Raw genomic sequence first — 19,391 nt, forward strand, 5'->3', positions numbered from 1 at the left:
GCCTGGAGACGTCGCTGAAGCTCACGAACTGCGAACGACGCTGGCCCTGACCCTGTAAGCGCGCGTCCGCTGGGAGATGTCCATCCACGGAAGCGGACGGCCAGACGTCTGGCCACGCACAGCCAGACGTCTGGCCACGCCAGCGCTCACACGTCTCCTGATGGACGCCGGGCCATGCCCGGAATATATCTACATGAGATATTCGATGACCGCGCCTCCCCGAGACCCAGTGACCGCCGACCAGCTTCGCCCGGGAGATCCCTACGAGCTGTCGGAGGGTCGCCTGGTCGAGTGCTTGCCAAGCGGCCGCCGCGGCGGCCGGCGTAACGGCACCGGCTTCGGCGTGCTCGACACCGATCCGCTCGCCGAGGCCGCCGCGATCGACCTCGGCGTCTCGCCGCGGCCGGAGATGCTGCGCGCGCCCGACATCGCCGTCGGCCCCATCCCGGACGAGCCCGGCTGGGCCACCGAGGCGCCGCCGCTCGCCGTCGAGTACGCCGACACCGGCCAGGACGAGGCGGAGCTGCACAGCAAGATCGACGAGCTCCTGGCGGCCGGCACGCGCTGGATCTGGGTGGTGCGCCTGCAGGGCGAACGGCGCGTCGAGGTCTACGAGGCCTCCACCTCGACCAGGCAGAAGGCGCCGGCGCGCAGGGCGCGGGCGCGCGCCGGCACCCCAAAAACCCGGCGCCAGCCGGCGCGTGTGGCCGTGCCGGGCGAGGCGCTGCTCGCGCCGGGGGTGCTGAAGAACCCGGTGCTTGTCGAGGCCCTCTATGACCGCGAGGCCGCCCACGAGGCGACCCTGCGCAACCTCCTCCAGCGCAGGGGCTATGACGACATCGAGGCGGTCCGGGAGGAGGGCAGGAACGAGGGCAGGAACGAAGGCAGGAACGAGGGGCACATCCAGGGACTGCGAACCGCGGTGCGGGACCTGTGCGAGGTGCTCGGCATCGCCCTGTCATCCGAGCGCGAAGCGGCCCTCGAGGCCATGGCGGGACAGGAGCTCTCCGCCCTGCGCGAGCAGCTCAAGCGCGAACGACGCTGGCCCTGACCCTGTAAGCGCGCGTCCGCGGGGTGATGTCCGCCCACGGAAGCGGACGGCCAGACGTCTGGCCACGCACAGCCAGACGTCTGGCCACGCCAGCGCTCACACGTCTCCTGATGGACGCCGGGCCATGCCCGGAATATATCTACATGAGATATTCGATGACCGCGCCTCCCCGAGACCCAGTGACCGCCGACCAGCTTCGCCCGGGAGATCCCTACGAGCTGTCGGAGGGTCGCCTGGTCGAGTGCTTGCCAAGCGGCCGCCGCGGCGGCCGGCGTAACGGCACCGGCTTCGGCGTGCTCGACACCGATCCGCTCGCCGAGGCCGCCGCGATCGACCTCGGCGTCTCGCCGCGGCCGGAGATGCTGCGCGCGCCCGACATCGCCGTCGGCCCCATCCCGGACGAGCCCGGCTGGGCCACCGAGGCGCCGCCGCTCGCCGTCGAGTACGCCGACACCGGCCAGGACGAGGCGGAGCTGCACAGCAAGATCGACGAGCTCCTGGCGGCCGGCACGCGCTGGATCTGGGTGGTGCGCCTGCAGGGCGAACGGCGCGTCGAGGTCTACGAGGCCTCCACCTCGACCAGGCAGAAGGGGCCTGAGCGCAGGGCGCGGGCGCGCGCCGGCACCCCAAAAACCCGGCGCCAGCCGGCGCGTGTGGCCGTGCCGGGCGAGGCGCTGCTCGCGCCGGGGGTGCTGAAGAACCCGGTGCTTGTCGAGGCCCTCTATGACCGCGAGGCCGCCCACGAGGCGACCCTGCGCAACCTCCTCCAGCGCAGGGGCTATGACGACATCGAGGCGGTCCGGGAGGAGGGCAGGAACGAGGGGCACACGCGAGGCCTGCGAACCGCGGTGCGGGACATGTGCGAGGTGCTCGGTATCGCGCTGTCGCCCGAGTGCGACGGGGCCCTCGAGGGCATGACGGGACCGGAGCTCTCCGTCCTGCGCGAGCAGATCAAGCGCGAACGACGCTGGCCATGACCCTGTAACGGCGTGCCGGCTCGACGGCGTTCGATCGACGGAGGCGCACAGCCAGACGTCTGGCCACGCACAGCCAGACGTCTGGCCACGCACAGCCAGACGTCTGGCCACGCACAGCCAGACGTCTGGCCACGCACAGCCAGACGTCTGGCCACGTTCATCGTTGACCGTCCGTGGTCGAACGCGAAGCTCGGACAGCCACTCTTCTCCATCACGCAAGCGCCTCTCGAGCGAAGCGCCGAAGCATGCCTCTCCCCTCGCTTGCCTCGGCCCCGAAGGGCCATTCCTCGCATGGGCATCTGTACCGCCCACGCAATCGCCTGGGGCGCTGCGTCTGCCGCATGTGGATCCACGAAATCGGACATCCGACGAGGGGATCTGCCGATTGTCAAGAATCGTTAATTCGTCAAGAAACATTAAGTAAACTCTGGCATTGGGTCGCTTGACAGCGCCCGGTCGCCATGACAAGTCTGCCCGCAACGCCACGAGCAGCAGGGCATTGCGCAGCTCTCCACGATGGCGAGGCGCGCGCCCGAACCCCTGCTGTTTCCGCGTTCGAAGGCTCGTCGTGCCAGAGGCTCAACGCTGCTGAGGACAGCAGCGGCGGTCTTCGGCTCGTTTTCGAGCACGAATTCGTCAACGCTCGCCCCTGGTAATGCCATGCCAAACAACCAAACCAAGCTCTCCGACATCGTGTCTCGCCATGCCCTCCTTCGTCGAGCCTTGCACGCCGTGCTGCTCGGGATCTCGGCCAGCGCCTGGGGCTGCGGCGACGCCGAGCCGGTCGCCGAGGACTCGGCCCCGCTGGTCGTCAGCGGCCCGGCCAGCGCGCCCAGCCGAGGCCTGCGGGCCGTTCCAGACAAGGCGCAGGCGTCCTCGTGGATTCCGAGCGACGTCTCCGACGTCCGCGTCGTGATCAAGTTCCACGAAGGGACAGGGGTCCGGCTGCGCGGCTCGCTGCTGAGCAGCGATGGGCTCGGCGTCCTCTCGAGCGCCGCAAACGGCCTCGACGCCGATCAGCTTCAGCGTGATCTGGGCAGCATCGCCGCGCTGCTCTCGCGTCGGTCGATCGCCGTCGAGCCCTTGTTTCCGCTGCCCGAGGCGCGGCTCTCGTCGCTCAAGAGCAACGGCGAGCGACGGAGCGCGAGCCGGCTCCCGGAGCTGTCGCTCTATTTCGACGCCCCCTGGTCGGGAGGCTCACGGAGCGCGCTGGTCGAGCTCGTGGAGGCGCTGAACGCCCACGCCAGCGTGGAGATCGCCTACGTGCAGCCGAAGCCCGAGCTCGCGACCGCGGCCCCGGAGGCGAGCGCCGAGCTCGTGGCCCTGGACGCGAACACGCCGGATTTCACCTCCCTGCAAGGCTACGTGAACAGCGACGCCAACGGCATGGGGGTGGCCGAGGCGCGCGCGCTCCCGGGCGGCCGCGGCGAGGACGTTCGGATCATCGACGTCGAGCAGTTCTGGGTCGCCGATCACGAGGATCTCCCGGCGCCTTTCTTCTACGCACCCGCGTCGGGCTCGGGCGACGCGAGCCACGGCACCGCCGTGGCAGGCGTCATGGTCGCGCAGGAGAACGGCTTCGGCGTCACCGGCGTCGCGCCGCTCGCGGGCGTCGGCTACTCGAGCTGGGTGGACATCGGCGTCGCGCCCGCGATCGCGCAGGCCGCCGCGCAGCTCGACGCCGGCGACGTCGTGCTCATCGAGGTGCACGCTCCCGGCCCGACAACGACAACGTGCGGCTGCAACCAGGGCCAGTGCAACTACCTTCCCATGGAGTTCTGGCCGGCCGAGTTCGACGCGATCCAGACGGCGACGGCCAACGGGATCGTCGTCGTCGAAGCGGCCGGCAACGGCTCGGTGGATCTGGATCACCCAACGTACGCCGGCGCCTTCGACCGCGCCGTCCGGGACTCCGGCGCCCTGGTGGTGGGCGCGAGCCTGTCGAGCTCACGCAGCCCGACGTGCTACAGCAACAGCGGCGGCCGCGTGGATGTCCATGCCTGGGGACAGGACGTTGTCACGACGGGAGGCTCCGGTGACCTCTACAGCGGGACGCTGGGGGAGCGGGACCGCTATACCGCAGGGTTCGCCGGGACGTCGAGCGCCTCCGCCGTCGTGAGCGGCGCCGTGGCCGTGGTGCAGGGCGTGGCGCAGCAAGCGTCAGGGCCGCTCACGCCGCAAGCGCTGCGCGATCTGCTCGTGAATACCGGCAAGCCGCAGCAAGATGAGCTGAGCCGCGAGATCGGCCCGCTCCCGGATCTCGCCACGGCGGCGCCCCTGGTGGCCGACCCCGGGAGCTGCGGCGACAACGTTTGCTCCGCGCTCGAAAGTTGCCAGTCGTGCGAGGCGGACTGCGGGCCCTGCTCGACCTGCGTGCCCTCGGGCTGCGAGGCGGCGGCGCACGTGACCGTTCCTTACGTGAACAACGGTCCCATCAATACATGCGTGTTCTTCGACGCAGCGAGCTCGAACATGCAGTCCTGGAACATGGCGACCGTCGAGCTCAATGGAGTCAGCTTCCTGAACACGTGGGTCTCGCCCTCGAGCTTCCCCCCTGCCTGCGACGGCGGGTACTATCTGCGCCTGGTCGGCGACTTCGCCTGGTCTCACGTCGAGGTGAACTGAGCCGACGCCGGCTGCGCTGCGCGCGCCCCCCGCCCGCCCAGGCACACGCGCGCGTAGTCGGCGACCATCCTCTCCAGCGAGAACCGCTCCCTCGCGCGCTCCCACCCCGCCGCCCCCATGAGCGCCCGCCGCGCCGGGTCGTCCGCCAGCTCCACGAGCGCCCCCGCGAACGCCTCGGCGTCGCCCGGCGGCACCAGCCGCCCCGTCACGCCGTCGTCCACCTGCTCGGCCATGCCGCCGACAGCGGTGGCCACCACGGGCAGCCCCTCGGCCATCGCCTCGAGCGACGCGTTCGGGCACCCCGCGGGCTCGGCGATCAGCGCGAACACGTCGAGCTCGCGCAGGAAGCCGCGCGCGTCGGCGAGCTCGCCGACCCACTCGACCGACAGCCCCGCCGCCATCCGCCGCAGCGCCTCGGCGTGCGCCTCCGCGCCGCGCTCGACGCCGCCCGCGATGCGCAGCACGTGCGGCGGCAGGCGCGGCGCCGCCACGCGCAGCGCCGCGAGGAGCTCGTCGAGCTTCTTGTGCGGGTGGATCCGCGCCGCCGTCCCGATCACGATCCGCGCGCGCTCGCCGCCGGACGCGCGCGGGCCCGGCGCCGCGGGCGGGCGCGACGGGCGCGGACCGAGCGCCACGCCGTTCGGCACCACATGCGCCGGCGCCCCGAGCACCTCGGCGGCGAGCGCCGCCTCGGCCTCGTACTTCACGATCACCCCGGCCAGGCGCGCGCCGTAGTCGCGCGGCGTCCGGTACGGCAGCCCGCGGCGCGGCGACGCGAAATACCGGCGCAGCGAGGCGAAATACATCTCTCCGGGGCTGATGTCGAAGAGCGGCACGTCGAGCAGCCCGTCGGCCAGGAGCACCTTGTGCTCGGCGATCACGTTCCACATCAGCACCGCCTCGGGCGGGTCCTCCTCGATCGCGCGCAGCAGGCGCTCCACCGCCTCGGCCGGCTCGATGTCGTCCGGCGGCGGCACCGCCAGCACCGGGATGCCCGCGGCAACGAGCGCCCGCCGCCCCGGCGTCGGGTACTCCGGCTGCTCCTCGATCACGGCCGCCCGGCCGCGCACGCCCGCCGCCCGCAGGCCGAGCAGCAGCCGGCGCGCGCTCGACTGGGCCCCGCCGGTCGAGAAGTTGTTCGTCACGAGGAGCAGCCCGTCTCCCCGGCGCACGCCGCGGCTGCGCGCGAACGCCCGCGGGTAGAGCCGCGCATAGCCCTCGGCCATCCGCGCCACGCTGAAGTGCCGCGCCACCACCTCCCGGCCACCCGCAGGCGCCGGGCGACAGCGCGCCGCCGAGACGATCGCCTCCGCGAAGCGCTCCGGCGCCGCGTCGAGCGGCAGGTGGACCATCGCCGGGGTCTCGGCGGCGATCTCCGCCGTGCCGCCGGCGCCTGTCGCGACGACCGGGAGGCCGGCCGCGAGCGCCTCCAGGTGCGCGAGGCTCAGCCCCTCGTGGGCGCTCGGCGACACGAGCACGTCGGCCGCCGCGAGCAGGCCCGCGACGTCGGCGACAGCCCCCGCGAAGCGCACCTCGGCGCGCAGGCCGAGCCGGTCGACCTCGCGCCGGATCTCCGCCTCCGCGGCGAGCGCCTGCTCGCTGCGGGGCGAGGCGCTCCCGGCGATCACGAGCCGCGCCGCCCGCGGATCGCCGGCCTCCGCGAGCGCCGCCCGCGTCGCGGCGAGGATCGCCGGCAAGAGGTGCAGCCGCTTCTGCGGCCGCGGGTTCGCCACGGCGAGCAGGACGATGTCGTCCGGCGCGATCTCGAGGCGCCGCCGCCACGCGACCGCCTCCGCGGCCCCGGCCCGGCGCGCCTCCGCCTTCGCGGCCGCGAGGTCGATCCCGTTCCAGACCGTGCGCGCCGGAACGGGCAGCGCGCGCGCCGCGAGCTCCGCCTCGACAGCGCGCGCGCACGCCACGAGCAGCGCCGCGTCGCCCGCGCCGAGCCGGCCGAGCCCCGCCGGCCAGCCTGCGGCCACGTTGTGCACCGTGACCAGCGGCAGGAACCCGCGCGCGGAGAGCCGCGCGAGATCCTCGGCGTCGAGCAGGTGCGCGTGCGCGAGATCCGCGCCCCACGCCGCGAGCGCGCGGGCGAGCGCGTCGAAGCGCTGCTCGCGATCGCCAGGCACCTCCGACAGGTCGAGCGCCCCCGGCGGCGCGGCGAACGTCGGGCGCGTCGGCCGGTACACAGCGAGGACGCGCGAGCGCACGCCGCGGCGCGGCAGCTCGGTCGCGAGGTCGATCGCGATCCGCTCGGCGCCGCCCTGCTGCAGGCTGGTCACGACCTGCGCGACCCGCAGCGCCGCGTCGTCGCGCACGTCGAGCGGCGCATGCCGCACAACGCGCGCGCGCCGCCCCGCGAGCTCGCCCTGGAGGGCCGCGTCGAGCCCCTCGCCCGCGCGGAGGCGCGCCGCGACGCCCGCGGCGAGCGGCGCGTCGAGGTACACGCTCGCCGCCCGGGGCAGCCCCGGAGCCCGGCGCGCGCGTGCGGCGCGGCTCAGGTCGCCGCCCGTCGCCCGCAGCAGCGCGGCCCACGCCGCGGCCTCGGCGTCCGCGGCGGAGGGCGTGGACACCGCGCCGACGTCGGACGGCGTCATGACCGCGCCGAACGCGCAGAGCGGCAGCCCGGTGTCGCTCGGCGGGGGGAACGGGTCCCACGCGAGCGCCGCGGACGGGGCCGGCCACGCGCCCCCGCGCACGAGCCACACCGGCCCCGCCGCGAGCGCCTCCGCCGCGGTCGCGAGCGGCGCCGCCGTCAGGTCGACCGGCGCGAGCCCGGCGAGCCGGAGCGCGCGCAGCGTGCGGCCGGCGCGGGCGCGGTGCGCGGGCGCGTCGGCGAAGACGGCGCAGATCGGAGGGCGCATGCGGGACCTACAGGCGCGGCTCAGTAGGCCGAGGGGTAGCCGCGGAACGGCGCCACGACGGCCACGTCCGGCGCGCTCGAGATGCGGTCCCGCGAGCGATAGCCCCCGCGCGGCGCGGCGGCAGGCGCCGCGACCCCGCGCCCCACGCCGGGCGCGGCGGCCCACGCGGCCGCGCCGAGCTGCTCCACCTCGACGGACGAGGGGGCGCCGCCCGTGTAGACGAACTGCCCGCGCGCGCTCGGCTCGATCGGCACCGACGCGCGCCGCATCGCGCCCCTCACGAGGCAGCGGTAGTGGAGCGTCGATCCGTACAGGTGCGGCGGGGCGCTCAGCCAGAAGCCGTCGCCCTGCGGCCGGAACGTCACGCCCGGCGGCGCTCCGGCCACGGGTCTCCGGCGGACCGCGCGGTGCACGATCAGGCCGATGAGGCCGATGACGGCGCTCGCCAGCAAGAGGCCCCCGCCGGCGAACGCCGCGATCGTCCCGGCCGACGCGGTCGACCAGAAGCTCGACGGCGCCTTGCGCGTGGCCCCCGCCTGGAGCGGCGCGCCCGGCGCGGGCGCCGCCGCGGCGGGGGCGCTCGCCTCCAGCGCGGCGACAACGCGGAAGCCGTTGTCCGCGTTGCGGCTGCCCGGGTCGTTGCGGTACCGCGCCGCGGCGCGCAGGTGCTTCGCGTCCTTGAGCCACGACCCGCCGCGCAGCACGCGCCGGGGCTTGTCGCCGGCCGGCGCCGCCGCCTGCTCGGGGTCGACCGCGGGGCCGGGCGCATAGGGACCGTACCAGTCGCGACACCACTCGTGGACGTTGCCGCTCATGTCGTGCAGGCCGAAGGCGTTCGGCCGCCTCTGCCCGACAGGCCTCGTGCCGCTCCCCGCGTTGCCCTTGAACCACCCGATGAGGGCGGCCGCGTTGTCGTCGTCGCCCGCGTAGAACCGCGTCTGCGTCCCCGCGCGGCCCGCGTACTCCCATTGCGCCTCGGTCGGCAGGTCGAAGGCGCGGCCGGTCCTCCGCGTCAGCCAGCGGGCGAACTCGCCCGCGTCCTTGAAGGTCACCAGCGTCACCGGGTGCTGGTCGGTCTGCGGGAAGCCGGGAGTCCTCCAGGTGAACTCCTTGCGCTGCGACAGGCCCTTGCCGTCGAAGCCGAACCCGCCGGAGGCGCCCACCTCGGCCTCGGTGCGGTAGCCGGTCTCCTGGGCGAAGCGCGAGAACTGCCCGACAGTGACCGGAAACTTCCCCAGGTAGAAGCCGCGGCCGAGCGTCACGTCGCGGGGCGCCTCGTCGTCGCCGCGGCCCGCCTCCTGGGGCGGCGAGCCCTGGCGAAAGCGCCCCGCCTTCACCAGCACGAGCTCGAGCTGCGCGCCCCCGAGGTCGACAGCGATGGCGGGCGCCGGATCCGCAGCCTCCGCAGCGGCCGGAGCCAGAAGAACAGCGGCCGTCGCAACGACGAGGGCGCGCGCGCGGCGGCGGGTGTGGGCACGTGGCTGCACCGGCCCAGGCTACCAGAGCGCGCGGCCCGCGGGAGCTCGAAGCGATCGCCGCGGGCTACCTTCTTCGGGGCGCGCAAGGCGACGTTACGTTACTCAAAGCATCTTTGCATTTCTTTACCCGGCACATCGATCGTTCGAATCCGGTTCGAAACACAACCTCGCGACGCCGATCGGATCGAGTGTTCAGAGAAGCGCGCGAGGTCGACCTACAGCGAACGGACGTACGCATTGTCCGATGAGGCGCTCGACGCGCTGTGAAGAAGGGACGGCCGGCACAGGCCCCTTCTCGCTCCCCGGCAGGAGGAGCGCGGGAAGAAACAGCTCGACGGCGACGTACTTACCTTGCTGACCCAGGCCGAGGAGCAGGGCGACCGACCGAGCAAGGATGAGCTTGTCGCGCTGGTCGCCGCGGCGCTTGTGGGAGGCACGGAGACCACGGTCCACCTCATCTGCTTTGCGATGCACAACCTGCTCCGATCGCCCGCGGCGCTCGCCGAGGTCAGGCGCGAGCCCGCTCGTCGAGAACGTCATCGAGGAGACGCTCCGTCACGACAACTCCGTCAAGCTGGGATCCCGCGGTATGCGCTCGAGGACGTCCGCTTCCGCGGGGCGCGGTTCAGGAGGGGACAGAGGGTGATGGCCGTGCTGAGAAGCGCGCTTCGCGACGAGGCGGTCTATCCCCGCGCGTCGGCGTTCGATCTGAGGCGGGGCGCCGACACGGGCATTGCTTTCGAGGGCGGTGCCCACTATTGCATGGGGGTGGCGCTGGCTCGTCTGGAGGGGCGGATCGCCATCGAGACGCTCCTCGACCGCTTTCCCGACATGGAGCTCGCGGGACCTGCGTTGTTCGCTTCGCACCCCTCGTTCCGGGAGATGACGTCACTCCCCGTCCGCCTGCGCCCCCTCAACGGATGAGGCGGCCGCGGACGCGCCGGCGCGGGCCAGCCGGCGTTCACCGATTTCCCTGGGCGGGGGCGACGTCGCCGCCATACCCCGGGAGCCGCGCGCGCGCTCGAATCAGCGGCGCGCGCGCACGATGTGAGATCAACACACAGCAGGGATCGACTCATGCGCACAACCACTTCCTCATTCCTCGTCCTCCTCGGCGCCGCCGCGCTCTTCGGCTGCTCTTCCTCGGGCAACGGCCCTGAGGAGCCGGGGGACGTGCTGCTGGAGCCGCCGGCTCAGGGCGCCGGCGTCCAGTACCGGATGGTCTCGACGATCGAGCCGGCGCAGGAGATCGAGCGCTGCCAGCTCTTCGTGGCGCCGCCGGAGGGGCTCAACGTCAACCGGGAAGAGGTGAGGTTCTCGGGCGGGAGCCACCACGTGCTCCTGTACGCGACGCCTTACACGGAGATGCCGACCGAGACGGCCCGCGGCCAGAAGCTCGACCCGAGCCAGGTGCACGACTGCAACGATGGTCCCCAGGCCGACTGGGATGTCACCGGCGTGATCGCCGGCGCCCAGTCCTCCGACGGCAAGTCGTTCCTCGGCGGTATGCCGGAGGGGGTGGCGCTCAAGGTCAAGCCGGGCACGGTGCTCCTGATGAACACCCACTACCTGAACTCGTCGGCCGAGACGCGCGAGACCGACGCCCGGATCAACCTCCACACGATCCCGGACGAGGAGGTGACGATCGAGGCGGGCATGCTGTTCCACTACAACCCGTTCATCAGCGTGCCCGCGCACGGGGAGTCGTCGGCGCGGATGCGGTGCACCACCGACAACGACATCTCGATCGTGCGGCTCCAGTCGCACATGCACCGCCGCGGCGTCGGCTACGTCGCCCACAAGGTCGACGCCGACGGCACCATGACGGAGCTCTACGCCCACGACCGGTGGGAGGATGTCCCGACGCAGGAGTTCGAGCCGCTCCTCGAGCTCAAGGCGGGCGAGGCCCTGGACTACCGCTGTGATTTCAAGAACACCGAGGCTCGAGACATCGCCCAGGGCCTGACCACCCGGGACGAGATGTGCATGCTGATCGGGCCGTACTTCCCGCGGTCCGAGGCCTACGAGAACTGCGCGAACGAGCAGAACTTCTTCGTCCCGACGTGGTTCGGCTCCGGCAAGTCCACGTGCGCCGAGGCGCTCTCGTGCCTCAACAGCACGGCAAACGGGGACGAGGCCGCGGCCTACGGCTGCGTGGTGAACAGCTGCGAGAGCGTCGGGCCTCAGCTCTCGGCGGCGCTCACTTGCCAGATCAACGGGGGCTACGGCGCGTGCGGCGAGGCGTGCAGCGCGGGGGACCCCGAGGCGTGCAACACCTGCATCGTCACGGAGTGCGCCGCGGAGATGGAGGCCTGCGAGATCGCGACGTGCGACTGACCTCCTCCCGGTGAGCGGCGCCGCGGGGCGGCTCTCCTCCGCCCCGCGGCCCTCCGCCCCGCTCCGGCCGCTTCAGCGGGCCGCGGGCGCCCCCATCAGAACTCCCCCCGGAGATCGATCCTCCCGAGGCCCACCCCGGCGCTCCAGGCCGCGCCGCGCCGCGCCTGCGGCGCCGCGCCCGCGGCGTCGCCGCCCGGGCGCACAACGAGCAGCACGACGCCCGCCGCGGCCGAGGCGGCGCCCACGATGAAGCCCACGGTCGACACGTGGCCCAGCGTGGTCGCCGTGTCGGCGTCGCCCTTCAGCTCGGCCGGGCAGCGCTGGCCCTCGCACTGCGCCTTGATGTCCGACACCCTGGACAGCGACACGATGCCCGTCACGGCGCCGACGCCGAGCCCCACCGCCCCGAGCCCGAACGCGATGCCCGCGGGCAGCAGCGAGCCGCCGCCGCCCTCGGCGCGCGGCGCGGGCGCCGGCGCAGGCGCGGGCGGCTTCAGCGCGTCGCGCACGCCGGCGAGCTCGGTCTCGGCGTCCTTCCGCGCCTCGAGGAACGCCGCCGGCGGGTCCTCCGGGAGCCGCTCGTCGAGCACCTGCTCGTACAGGACGCGCGCGCCCTCCAGGTTCCCGAGCTTGCGCTGGCACCGCGCCATGTAGAGCACGAGCGTCGGCGCGTGGTAGAGCCGGTCCGCCTCCTGGAAGGCGTCGAACGCCTCCTGCCAGCGGTCCGCGCCGTAGAGCTTGAGCCCCTCATGCGCCCTGGTCCGGGCGAGCTGCTGCGCGTCGGCCGAGGCGCCCTCGGGCGGCGGCTCCGCCGCGAGCGCCGGCGCCGCGGCCAGCAACGTCACCACGAACGCGCACCGGCGAAGACAGTTCGAGAGCATCATCCTCCTTCTCATCGGCGACGGTCGACACACTGTGTCGACACATTACGGCGAACCGCGCGCCACCGTCCAGCGGCGCCACGGGCGCCCGCGGCGTCGGCCGCATCGGGGCGCGGGGCGCGGGGCGAGAGCGGACTTCCACCAAGATCGTCTCACGGAAACGGATTGGATACATTGCACATGGTACTTGCTCCTCCATGACCGGTCTCCTCAAATGCTCCGAGGAAGCAGCGACGAGAGCTCGATTGAGGCTCGACAATGTCTTGACCGATGACCTGTCGCTCGTGGAGCTCCTCCGGATCGTCACCGTCGACGTCCACGAGGCGGCCACCGTCGAGGAGGCGCTGCATCGCACCATCGCGCACATCTGCGGCCACCTGGGCTGGCCCGTTGGACACGCGTACGTGCCGGCCGCGGACGACCCCTCTCTGCTGCTGCCCACGGCGCTCTGGTACATCCACGATGAGGTGAAGTTCGCGACCTTCAAGGCGGTCACGGAGGCGACGCAGTTCACCTCCGGGGTCGGGCTGCCGGGGCGGGTGCTCGCCAGCAAGCAGCCGGCGTGGGTCCGGAACGTCACGGACGACGCCAATTTCCCGCGCGCCAGGCTCGCGAAGAACCTGGGGGTCAAGGCGGGGTTCGCGTTCCCGGTGATGGTGGGCGCCGACGTCGTGGCCGTGCTGGAGTTCTTCTCCGACGCCGAGCACGGGGATGACGGGACGTTCACCAGGACGATCGGCCGCATCGCGCGGCAGCTCGGCCGGCTGTTCGAGCGCAAGCACGCGCAGGAGATGCTGAGCCGGGAGCGGGACTTCCTGGCGGGGGTCATGGACCTCGTGGACGGCCTCATCGTGGTGCTCGACGCGCGCGGGCGCATCGTGCGGACGAACAGCGCCGCCGAGCTGGCGCTGGGCGCCGGGCGCGGGCTGCTGGAGCCGCGGTTCCTCTGGGATCTCACGCCCGATCCGGCGGCGTCGGCGCAGCTCAGGGGCCTGTTCGAGGAGCTCGGCGCGGGCGCGTCGAAGCAGCGCGTGGAGGTCCCGTGGACGGCGCGGGACGGCGCCCGCCGGGTGACGGCCTGGTCCGGCGCCGTGCTGCGCGGCAGGGACGAGGGGGTCCGGTTCATCATCATGACCGGCATCGACATGACCGAGCGCAAGCGCGCCGAGGAGGAGCGCGCGCGCCTTCGAGAGGAGGTGATCCAGGCGCAGGACGCGGCGCTGGCGAGGCTCTCGATGCCGCTCATCCCGCTCAGCGACGACGTGGTGGTCTTGCCGCTCATCGGCCCGCTCGACGCGAAGCGCGCGCGCCGCGTGATCGAGGTGCTGTCGCGCGGCATCGCGGAGCGCCGCACGCGGACCGCGATCCTCGACCTGACGGGCGTTGGCGACCTCGCTCCGGGGACGGTGGACGCGCTGCTCGAGGTGGTGCGGGTCGCGGGCCTGCTGGGCGCGCGGGTGGTCCTGACGGGCATCCGCCCCGAGGTCGCGGGCCGCCTCGCCGCGAGCGGCGCCGACATCGGCCGGCTGGCGGTGAAGAGCTCCCTGCAGAGCGGGATCGCGTTCGCGCTCGGGAGCCGCTGAGCGGCTGAGTCGAGGAGGACGCTGACGCCGGGTCCGTCCAGGGGGACGGACCCGGGGCGGCTGTCGCTCGTTCGCCACCGGAACCGCATCATCACCGCATCGAACAGGGGCGATGATGGCTCCCGCTGTGTCGCTGTTTCGTGATGTAATGAGAGGATCCCGAGAAAGGTCCGGTGCAACGATATGCGATCGACGTCGTCCATTTCGGAGCGGTGCGCGTGGTTTCGTCTTCCGTTGCTCGCGTCAGCGCTCGCCCTGGCCGCGTGCGCGGCCGAGCCGCTGCATGGGGAGCAGATAGGCCCGGAGGCGACCATCCTGGCCGAGGGCAGCGAGGCGCTCTCGACGCGGGTCCGGCTCATGGCAGCGAACCTCACGAGCGGCACGAAACAGAGCTACGATCCCGGGCACGGCGCGCGCATCATGCAGGGGGTGCAGCCCGATATCGTGCTGCTGCAAGAGTTCAACTACGGCAGCAACACGCCCTCCGAGATTCGCTCCTTCGTGGACGACGCGTTCGGCGCGGGGTTCAGCTACTACCGCGAGGCCGGGGCGCAGATCCCGAACGGGATCGTGAGCCGGTGGCCGATCGTCGCGTCCGGCGAGTGGAACGACGCGTCGGTGAGCAACCGGGATTTCGCCTGGGCGCAGATCGACATCCCCGGTCCGGTCGACCTCTGGGCGGTCAGCGTCCATTTCCTCACGTCGAGCGCGAGCGCGCGCAACACGGAGGCGAACGACCTCGTCTCGTTCATCGACTCGGCTGTGCCTGAGGGCGATTATCTGGTCATCGGCGGCGACTTCAACACGGGAAGCAGGACCGAGGCGTGCATCTCGACGTTGAGGGATGTCGTCGTCGCGCAGGCGCCCTACCCCGCGGACGCGAGCGGGGACACGGACACGAACGCCGGCAGGACGAAGCCGTACGACTGGGTGCTCGTCGACGGCGATCTCGATCCGCACGAGGTCGCCGTCACGATCGGCGGGAGCAGCTTCGCGAGCGGGCTCGTTGTCGACACGCGCGTCTACTCGCCGATCTCGGAAATCAGCCCTGCGCTCTCGGCGGACAGCGGCGCGTCCAACATGCAGCACATGGGCGTGGTGCGCGACTTCATGATCCCCGACAGCGGCAGCGGGAGTAGCAGCAGCAGCAGCAGCAGCAGTAGCAGCAGCAGCAGCAGTGGTGGTGGCGGCGGCGGCGGCAGCGGCGGCGGCAGCGGCGGCAGCGGCGGCAGCGGCGGCAGCGGCGGCAGCGGCGGCAGCGGCGGCAGCGGCGGCAGCGGCGGCACGGGTACCGCCACGGTGATCATCAACGAGGTCCTCGCGAACGAGCCGGGCAGCAACACGAACGGCGAGTTCGTCGAGATCGTCAATATCGGCACGGGCACGGCCTCGCTCGGGGGGTGGACGCTCTCCGACGCCACGGGGACGCGGCACACATTCCCGAGCGGCGTGTCGCTCGCGCCCTCCACGGCCATCGTTGTGTACGGCAACGCCTCGGCCGTGCCGATCGGCAGCGGCGCCGTCGGCGCGTCCACGGGAGCGCTGAGCCTCGGCAACAGCGGAGACACGCTCACGCTGCGGAACGCGTCGACGACGATCGTGGATAGCGTGACGTACTCGTCCGCGCTCACGAGCCAGGACGGCGTGTCCATGAACCGCAGCCCCGATGCTTCGGCGGGAGCGAGCTTCGTGCTCCACAACACGCTCGGCGGGAGCTCGTCGCCCGGCAAGCGCACGAACGGGCTGCCGTTCTAGCGACCGCCCGATAGCCACCTTCCTCGGCGGGCCTCGGAATTCCGTCGTCGCGAGAGCTCAGCAGCTCATGCGTCATGGGCGGAATAGCCAAGCTCACGTCTGATTCAAACGCTCAGAGCTCCTTGACGCGAACGTCCTCGAGGCGTACGCCCGCTCACGCTTCACCGTCGGCCTTCAGCGCAACTGAGGTGCACCGTGAGCCGCCCTGTCCTCCTTCGGTTGCTCATATCGCTGTTGGCTCCCTTGTCGCTGGTGGCGATCGCGGCCCCGGGATGCACCAGCCCGCTGGACAGGCCCTGCCCCTTCCCGGGGGAGACGTACTGGATCTGCTCGGCGCTGGTCCAGGAGAGGTCCACGCCTTCCTGCTCCTGTGAAACAGGACCGAGGGAATACTCCGACTGGGTCTGCGCCAGCGACGCGTTCACGGCGCAGAACGCGATGGGGTAGCCGCGGAGGCGGTGTCGTGCCTTGACGACGCCTGCCAGGCGCAGTGCCCGACGCTGGGCGCCCTCGGCTCCGTCTGGACAGGTGGAATCGATGGCCAGGCCCGCTGAATCCACCGAACGCACGGCGCTCGTCGCGCTCGGCAGCGAGCTCGCCCGCAGCCATGCCTGGGACGTGCTGATCCATGCACTGCAGGTGAGGCTCTCCCTCGACAAGCGCGAGGGTTTGCCGGAGCTCCTCCGGCACAGCGAGCGACAGGAGGCCACCGGGCCGATCTGCGACGCGGGGCGTCTCGCCGCCGCCCTCGTAGGAAAGCTGCGCGTCGACGGGCGGGGTGCGCTCGCGGACGCGATGCTGTCCTTGCTGGGCGGCGGCCCGATCGACGCCGATCCGGTGCTCTGGCTGGACGAGGTCCGAGGGAAGATCGCCACGAGGAGCGAAGAGGCCGCCACGCTCCGCGCCCATGGGCGTCATGAGATCGCGCGCATGGTCGAGGACACGCTGTCGCTCGACCTCCGGGTCGCGCTGAGAGAGCGGCTCTGCGCCGACGGGCGCCACGACCTCGCCGATGCCGTCTCGAGGGCGATCTTCGCTCACGAAGCGCGGGAGCGCCTCGGCGCAGGGACGCCGGCGCCGGCTCAACCGCCGGTGCCCGCCACGCATGACGAGCCCGCGCCCGACGTCGCCGCGCGCTGGGCCTTCGCCGACACGCTCGGGCGCACCCACCCCGCGGACGTCCTGGCCTGCGCGCTCGTCACCAGGCTCCGCGCCGAGGGGCGCGACGTGCTCGCGGGGTCGATCATGATGATCTGGGCGCGCGGCGTCGCCGGGCCGATCGTCGACCCGGCGCGGCTCGCGGCCGACCTGGTCGCGCAGCTCCGCGCCGAGGGGCGCGGGGAGCTTGCGGACGCCATCGCCTCGCTGGTGCGCGGCGCCGCCATCGACCGCGATCCGTGCGAGATCATGGCGGTCTGGCTCAACGAGCTCGCCGGGCCGATCGTCGCCCCGGGGCCGCTCGCCGCCGCGCTGGTCTCGGTCCTCCGCAGGCAGCGGCGAGGCAGGCTCGCGGAGGGGGTCGACGGCTTGATGAGCGCGGACCGATGGACGGATGTCCCCCCGCCGGGCACATGAACACCACGATGCATCCTGGTGCATTGCCGCCCGGGCTCGCCCGCGACCACAACGTGTCCTGGTCCTTCGCGAGCGGGCTCGCCCGCAACCACAACGTGTCCTGGTCCTTCGTGACCCGGGCTCGCCCGCGACCACGACGCGTCCTGGTCCTTCGCGAGCGGGCTCGCCCCGCGACCACGACGCGTCCTGGTCCTTCGCGAGCGGGCTCGCCCGCGACCACAACGCGTCCTGGTCCTTCGCGAGCGGGCTCGCCCGCGACCACGACGCGTCCTGGTCCTTCGCGAGCGGGCTCGCCCGCGACCACAACGCGTCCTGGTCGACGGACCTGTATCTTATGAAGATTGCTCGACTTTCCAAGCAAACGTAGGCAGAGTCACACCCGTGGGCTCTTGAAGGTCCTCTGGTGCCACGCGCCGGCGATCGCGTCGAGGGGCGCCTTCGACTCCTCCCTTTCGAGCTCCCAACCTCTTCCCTGGTTCATGAGAGAATGAACCACAGAGGGCACAGAGGCACAGAGGGCACAGAGGAGAGAGAAAGAAACTTACACACCCAACACTCTCTTATTCTTCTTCTCATCCTCTGTGCCCTCTGTGCCCTCTGTGGTTCAAATTCTTCTTCATCATAGGATTCGGAAAAACCTCGGCGCCCCGGCGCCTCGCCGGAAGGCGCCACAGCCACTCGGCCACGCCGAGCACAACATAGCCGCCGATCAGCCCCACGACGACGAACCCCGGCGCCGATCGGGCCGAGACGAGCGCGCCCGATCCCAGGGCGAGCGCCAGCCACAGCGCGGTGCGGGGCTCGAAGCGAAGATCCTTGAACGACCGGAACCGGATCGTCGACACCATGAGGAGCGAGACGAGGAGCGTCGTCGCAAACGCCGCCGGCGCCGCGCCGGCGCCGCCGAGCGGCCCGCCCGCGGCGCCCTCCGTCATCACGATCGCGACAAGGAGCCCGGCCGCGCCCGTGACCGGGAGACCCACGATGTACCTGGGGGGCGGCGCAGCGGCGCCCGCGTCGCGGGTCGCGAGGACGTTGAAGCGGGCGAGCCGGATAGCGCCGCACGCCGTGAAAACGAACGCGCCGAGCACGCCGACAGGACCGAGGCGGTGCAGCGAACACTGGTACGCAAGCACGGCCGGGGCCACGCCGAACGAGACGAGATCGGCCAGCGAGTCGAGCTGGAGCCCGAACGCGCTCTGGGTCCGGGTCATCCGCGCGACCCGGCCATCGAGCGTGTCGAGGAGCATCGCGAACAGGATGAGGAGCGCCGCGCGCCGAAAATCCTCGTCCGATCGCGCCGAGGCCGAGCGCCGTACCGCGTCGAAGCCGCAGAAGACAGAGGACAGCGTGATCAGGTTGGGGAGGAGATACAGCATCCTCCTCGACACGAGCCCCCGCCGCCCGCGCGCCGCCTCCCCGCGCGGCCCCTCGAGGCGTGCCTCCGGGCCCCGCCCCGACCTCGCAGGGCACCACGCCCCGGCGCCGGTGTCCCACGCTGCTGGATGACGTTCTGACATGGTGGCGATCCCGCGGGACATCGCCGCCGCGCGGCGCCAGGCCGGCGGCCCGACGAGCACGCTCGCCGGCCTCCTAGTACACGAGGCCGCTCGTCTTCAAGCCGCTCAGAGCAGCACCGCGAGGACGCCCGCCCCGATGAGCGCGACAGCCCAGGCCCGGTCCAGGTTGAACCACGCGGTGCGGAGGATCGCGAGGCCGACCTTGTGATAGACCACCAGCGCGACAGCGGCGGCAGCCGCCATCATGGCGGCCGTGTGCACGAGGACGGCGGCGAGGTAGCCCGCGGGGCTCGTCAGCGACAGGCCGGCTGCGCTGTGACACCCGCCTCCGTGGCACGGAGCCGGGTTGTCGGCGCCGAGCAAGAAGACCGGGAGCAGCATGAGCCCCGCGCCGTGCGCGGTCGCCATCAGGAACGACCACCAGGTCAGATCGCGGAACCCGACGCGCATCCCGACCCACCTCGGGTGGCGCGGCCTCACCAGCTTGAGCACGCCGAACGCGACAAGCGCGGCCGCCGTGATCCAGCGAAGCGCCGCGGCAGGGACGCTCGCGAGCCCGAGCCCGAGCAGCGCGACAGTGAGGCCGATCGACGCAGCGTGGCCGACCGCGATCGGCACGAGCGCCCGACGCACAGCGCGGCTGCTCTTCTCCTGCAAGCCGAGGGCGACAGCGAACAGCCAGCCCATGCCCGGGTTGATGCCGTGGTAAGCGCCGAGGAGCGCCAGCGTGAGCCAGGGCGTCATG

At 72.3% G+C, this 19,391-nt stretch carries 13 protein-coding genes and 1 pseudogene; 8 read left to right on the forward strand and 6 right to left on the reverse strand.

Annotated features, from left to right (window positions below; genetic code table 11):
- The first annotated feature begins 205 nt into the window (after positions 1–205).
- From WMF42_RS33700 to WMF42_RS33710, 3 genes are all read left to right on the forward strand, one after another.
- Positions 206–1,051, forward strand: a complete 846-nt coding sequence (locus WMF42_RS33700; RefSeq protein ID WP_437687017.1) for a Uma2 family endonuclease — start codon at positions 206–208, stop codon at positions 1,049–1,051.
- 155 nt (positions 1,052–1,206) lie between these two features.
- Positions 1,207–2,028 (forward strand): Uma2 family endonuclease, encoded by an 822-nt coding sequence (locus WMF42_RS33705; protein ID WP_437687019.1) that lies wholly within the window; start codon positions 1,207–1,209, stop codon positions 2,026–2,028.
- A 660-nt stretch (positions 2,029–2,688) separates the two neighbouring features.
- The gene (locus tag WMF42_RS33710; RefSeq protein ID WP_437687021.1) at positions 2,689–4,653 is read left to right on the forward strand and encodes a S8 family serine peptidase; all 1,965 of its coding nucleotides are present in this window, start codon (positions 2,689–2,691) and stop codon (positions 4,651–4,653) included.
- On the opposite strand, the gene WMF42_RS33715 is transcribed toward WMF42_RS33710, so the two are convergent.
- Positions 4,635–7,517, reverse strand: coding sequence for a glycosyltransferase (locus WMF42_RS33715; RefSeq protein WP_437687023.1), 2,883 nt, complete (start codon positions 7,515–7,517; stop codon positions 4,635–4,637). The two genes, WMF42_RS33710 and WMF42_RS33715, sit on opposite strands and share 19 nt — an antisense overlap.
- 20 nt (positions 7,518–7,537) lie before the next feature.
- Positions 7,538–9,004, reverse strand: coding sequence for a formylglycine-generating enzyme family protein (locus WMF42_RS33720; RefSeq protein ID WP_437687025.1), 1,467 nt, complete (start codon positions 9,002–9,004; stop codon positions 7,538–7,540).
- Positions 9,005–9,328: 324 nt separating this feature from the next.
- Here WMF42_RS33720 and WMF42_RS33725 point away from each other — a divergent pair.
- A pseudogene (locus tag WMF42_RS33725) lies at positions 9,329–9,919 on the forward strand (cytochrome P450); the annotation flags it as partial.
- Between the two features lie 153 nt (positions 9,920–10,072).
- Entirely contained in the window at positions 10,073–11,332 is a 1,260-nt protein-coding gene (locus WMF42_RS33730; protein WP_437687026.1) for a hypothetical protein, read from the forward strand.
- Positions 11,333–11,427: 95 nt separating this feature from the next.
- Here the strand turns inward: WMF42_RS33730 and WMF42_RS33735 are convergent, their stop codons facing one another.
- Positions 11,428–12,216: a tetratricopeptide repeat protein gene (locus WMF42_RS33735; RefSeq protein ID WP_437687028.1), complete on the reverse strand. Its 789-nt coding sequence runs from the start codon at positions 12,214–12,216 to the stop codon at positions 11,428–11,430.
- A 242-nt stretch (positions 12,217–12,458) separates the two neighbouring features.
- On the opposite strand from WMF42_RS33735, the gene WMF42_RS33740 reads away from it, so the two are divergent.
- Together WMF42_RS33740 and WMF42_RS33745 are read left to right on the forward strand one after the other, a co-directional pair.
- Entirely contained in the window at positions 12,459–13,796 is a 1,338-nt protein-coding gene (locus tag WMF42_RS33740) for an STAS domain-containing protein (RefSeq protein WP_437687030.1), read from the forward strand.
- Between the two features lie 183 nt (positions 13,797–13,979).
- A complete protein-coding gene (locus WMF42_RS33745; protein ID WP_437687032.1) occupies positions 13,980–15,551 on the forward strand; it encodes a lamin tail domain-containing protein in 1,572 nt (523 codons plus the stop codon).
- A 161-nt stretch (positions 15,552–15,712) separates the two neighbouring features.
- Here the strand turns inward: WMF42_RS33745 and WMF42_RS33750 are convergent, their stop codons facing one another.
- Positions 15,713–15,976, reverse strand: a complete 264-nt coding sequence (locus WMF42_RS33750) for a hypothetical protein (RefSeq protein WP_061608347.1) — start codon at positions 15,974–15,976, stop codon at positions 15,713–15,715.
- Between the two features lie 112 nt (positions 15,977–16,088).
- On the opposite strand from WMF42_RS33750, the gene WMF42_RS33755 reads away from it, so the two are divergent.
- Positions 16,089–17,126: a hypothetical protein gene (locus tag WMF42_RS33755; protein ID WP_437687034.1), complete on the forward strand. Its 1,038-nt coding sequence runs from the start codon at positions 16,089–16,091 to the stop codon at positions 17,124–17,126.
- A 572-nt stretch (positions 17,127–17,698) separates the two neighbouring features.
- On the opposite strand, the gene pssA is transcribed toward WMF42_RS33755, so the two are convergent.
- A complete protein-coding gene (pssA, locus tag WMF42_RS33760) occupies positions 17,699–18,505 on the reverse strand; it encodes a CDP-diacylglycerol--serine O-phosphatidyltransferase (protein WP_437687036.1) in 807 nt (268 codons plus the stop codon).
- 246 nt (positions 18,506–18,751) lie between these two features.
- Positions 18,752–19,390 carry a hypothetical protein gene (locus WMF42_RS33765; RefSeq protein WP_061608344.1) on the reverse strand — a complete coding sequence of 213 codons (639 nt, stop codon included), beginning with the start codon at positions 19,388–19,390 and terminating at the stop codon, positions 18,752–18,754.
- Between the last annotated feature and the right edge of the window lies 1 nt (position 19,391).

This window comes from Sorangium sp. So ce176 (genome assembly GCF_051519835.1).
In the GTDB taxonomy this organism is placed as follows: domain Bacteria; phylum Myxococcota_A; class Polyangia; order Polyangiales; family Polyangiaceae; genus Sorangium; species Sorangium cellulosum_G.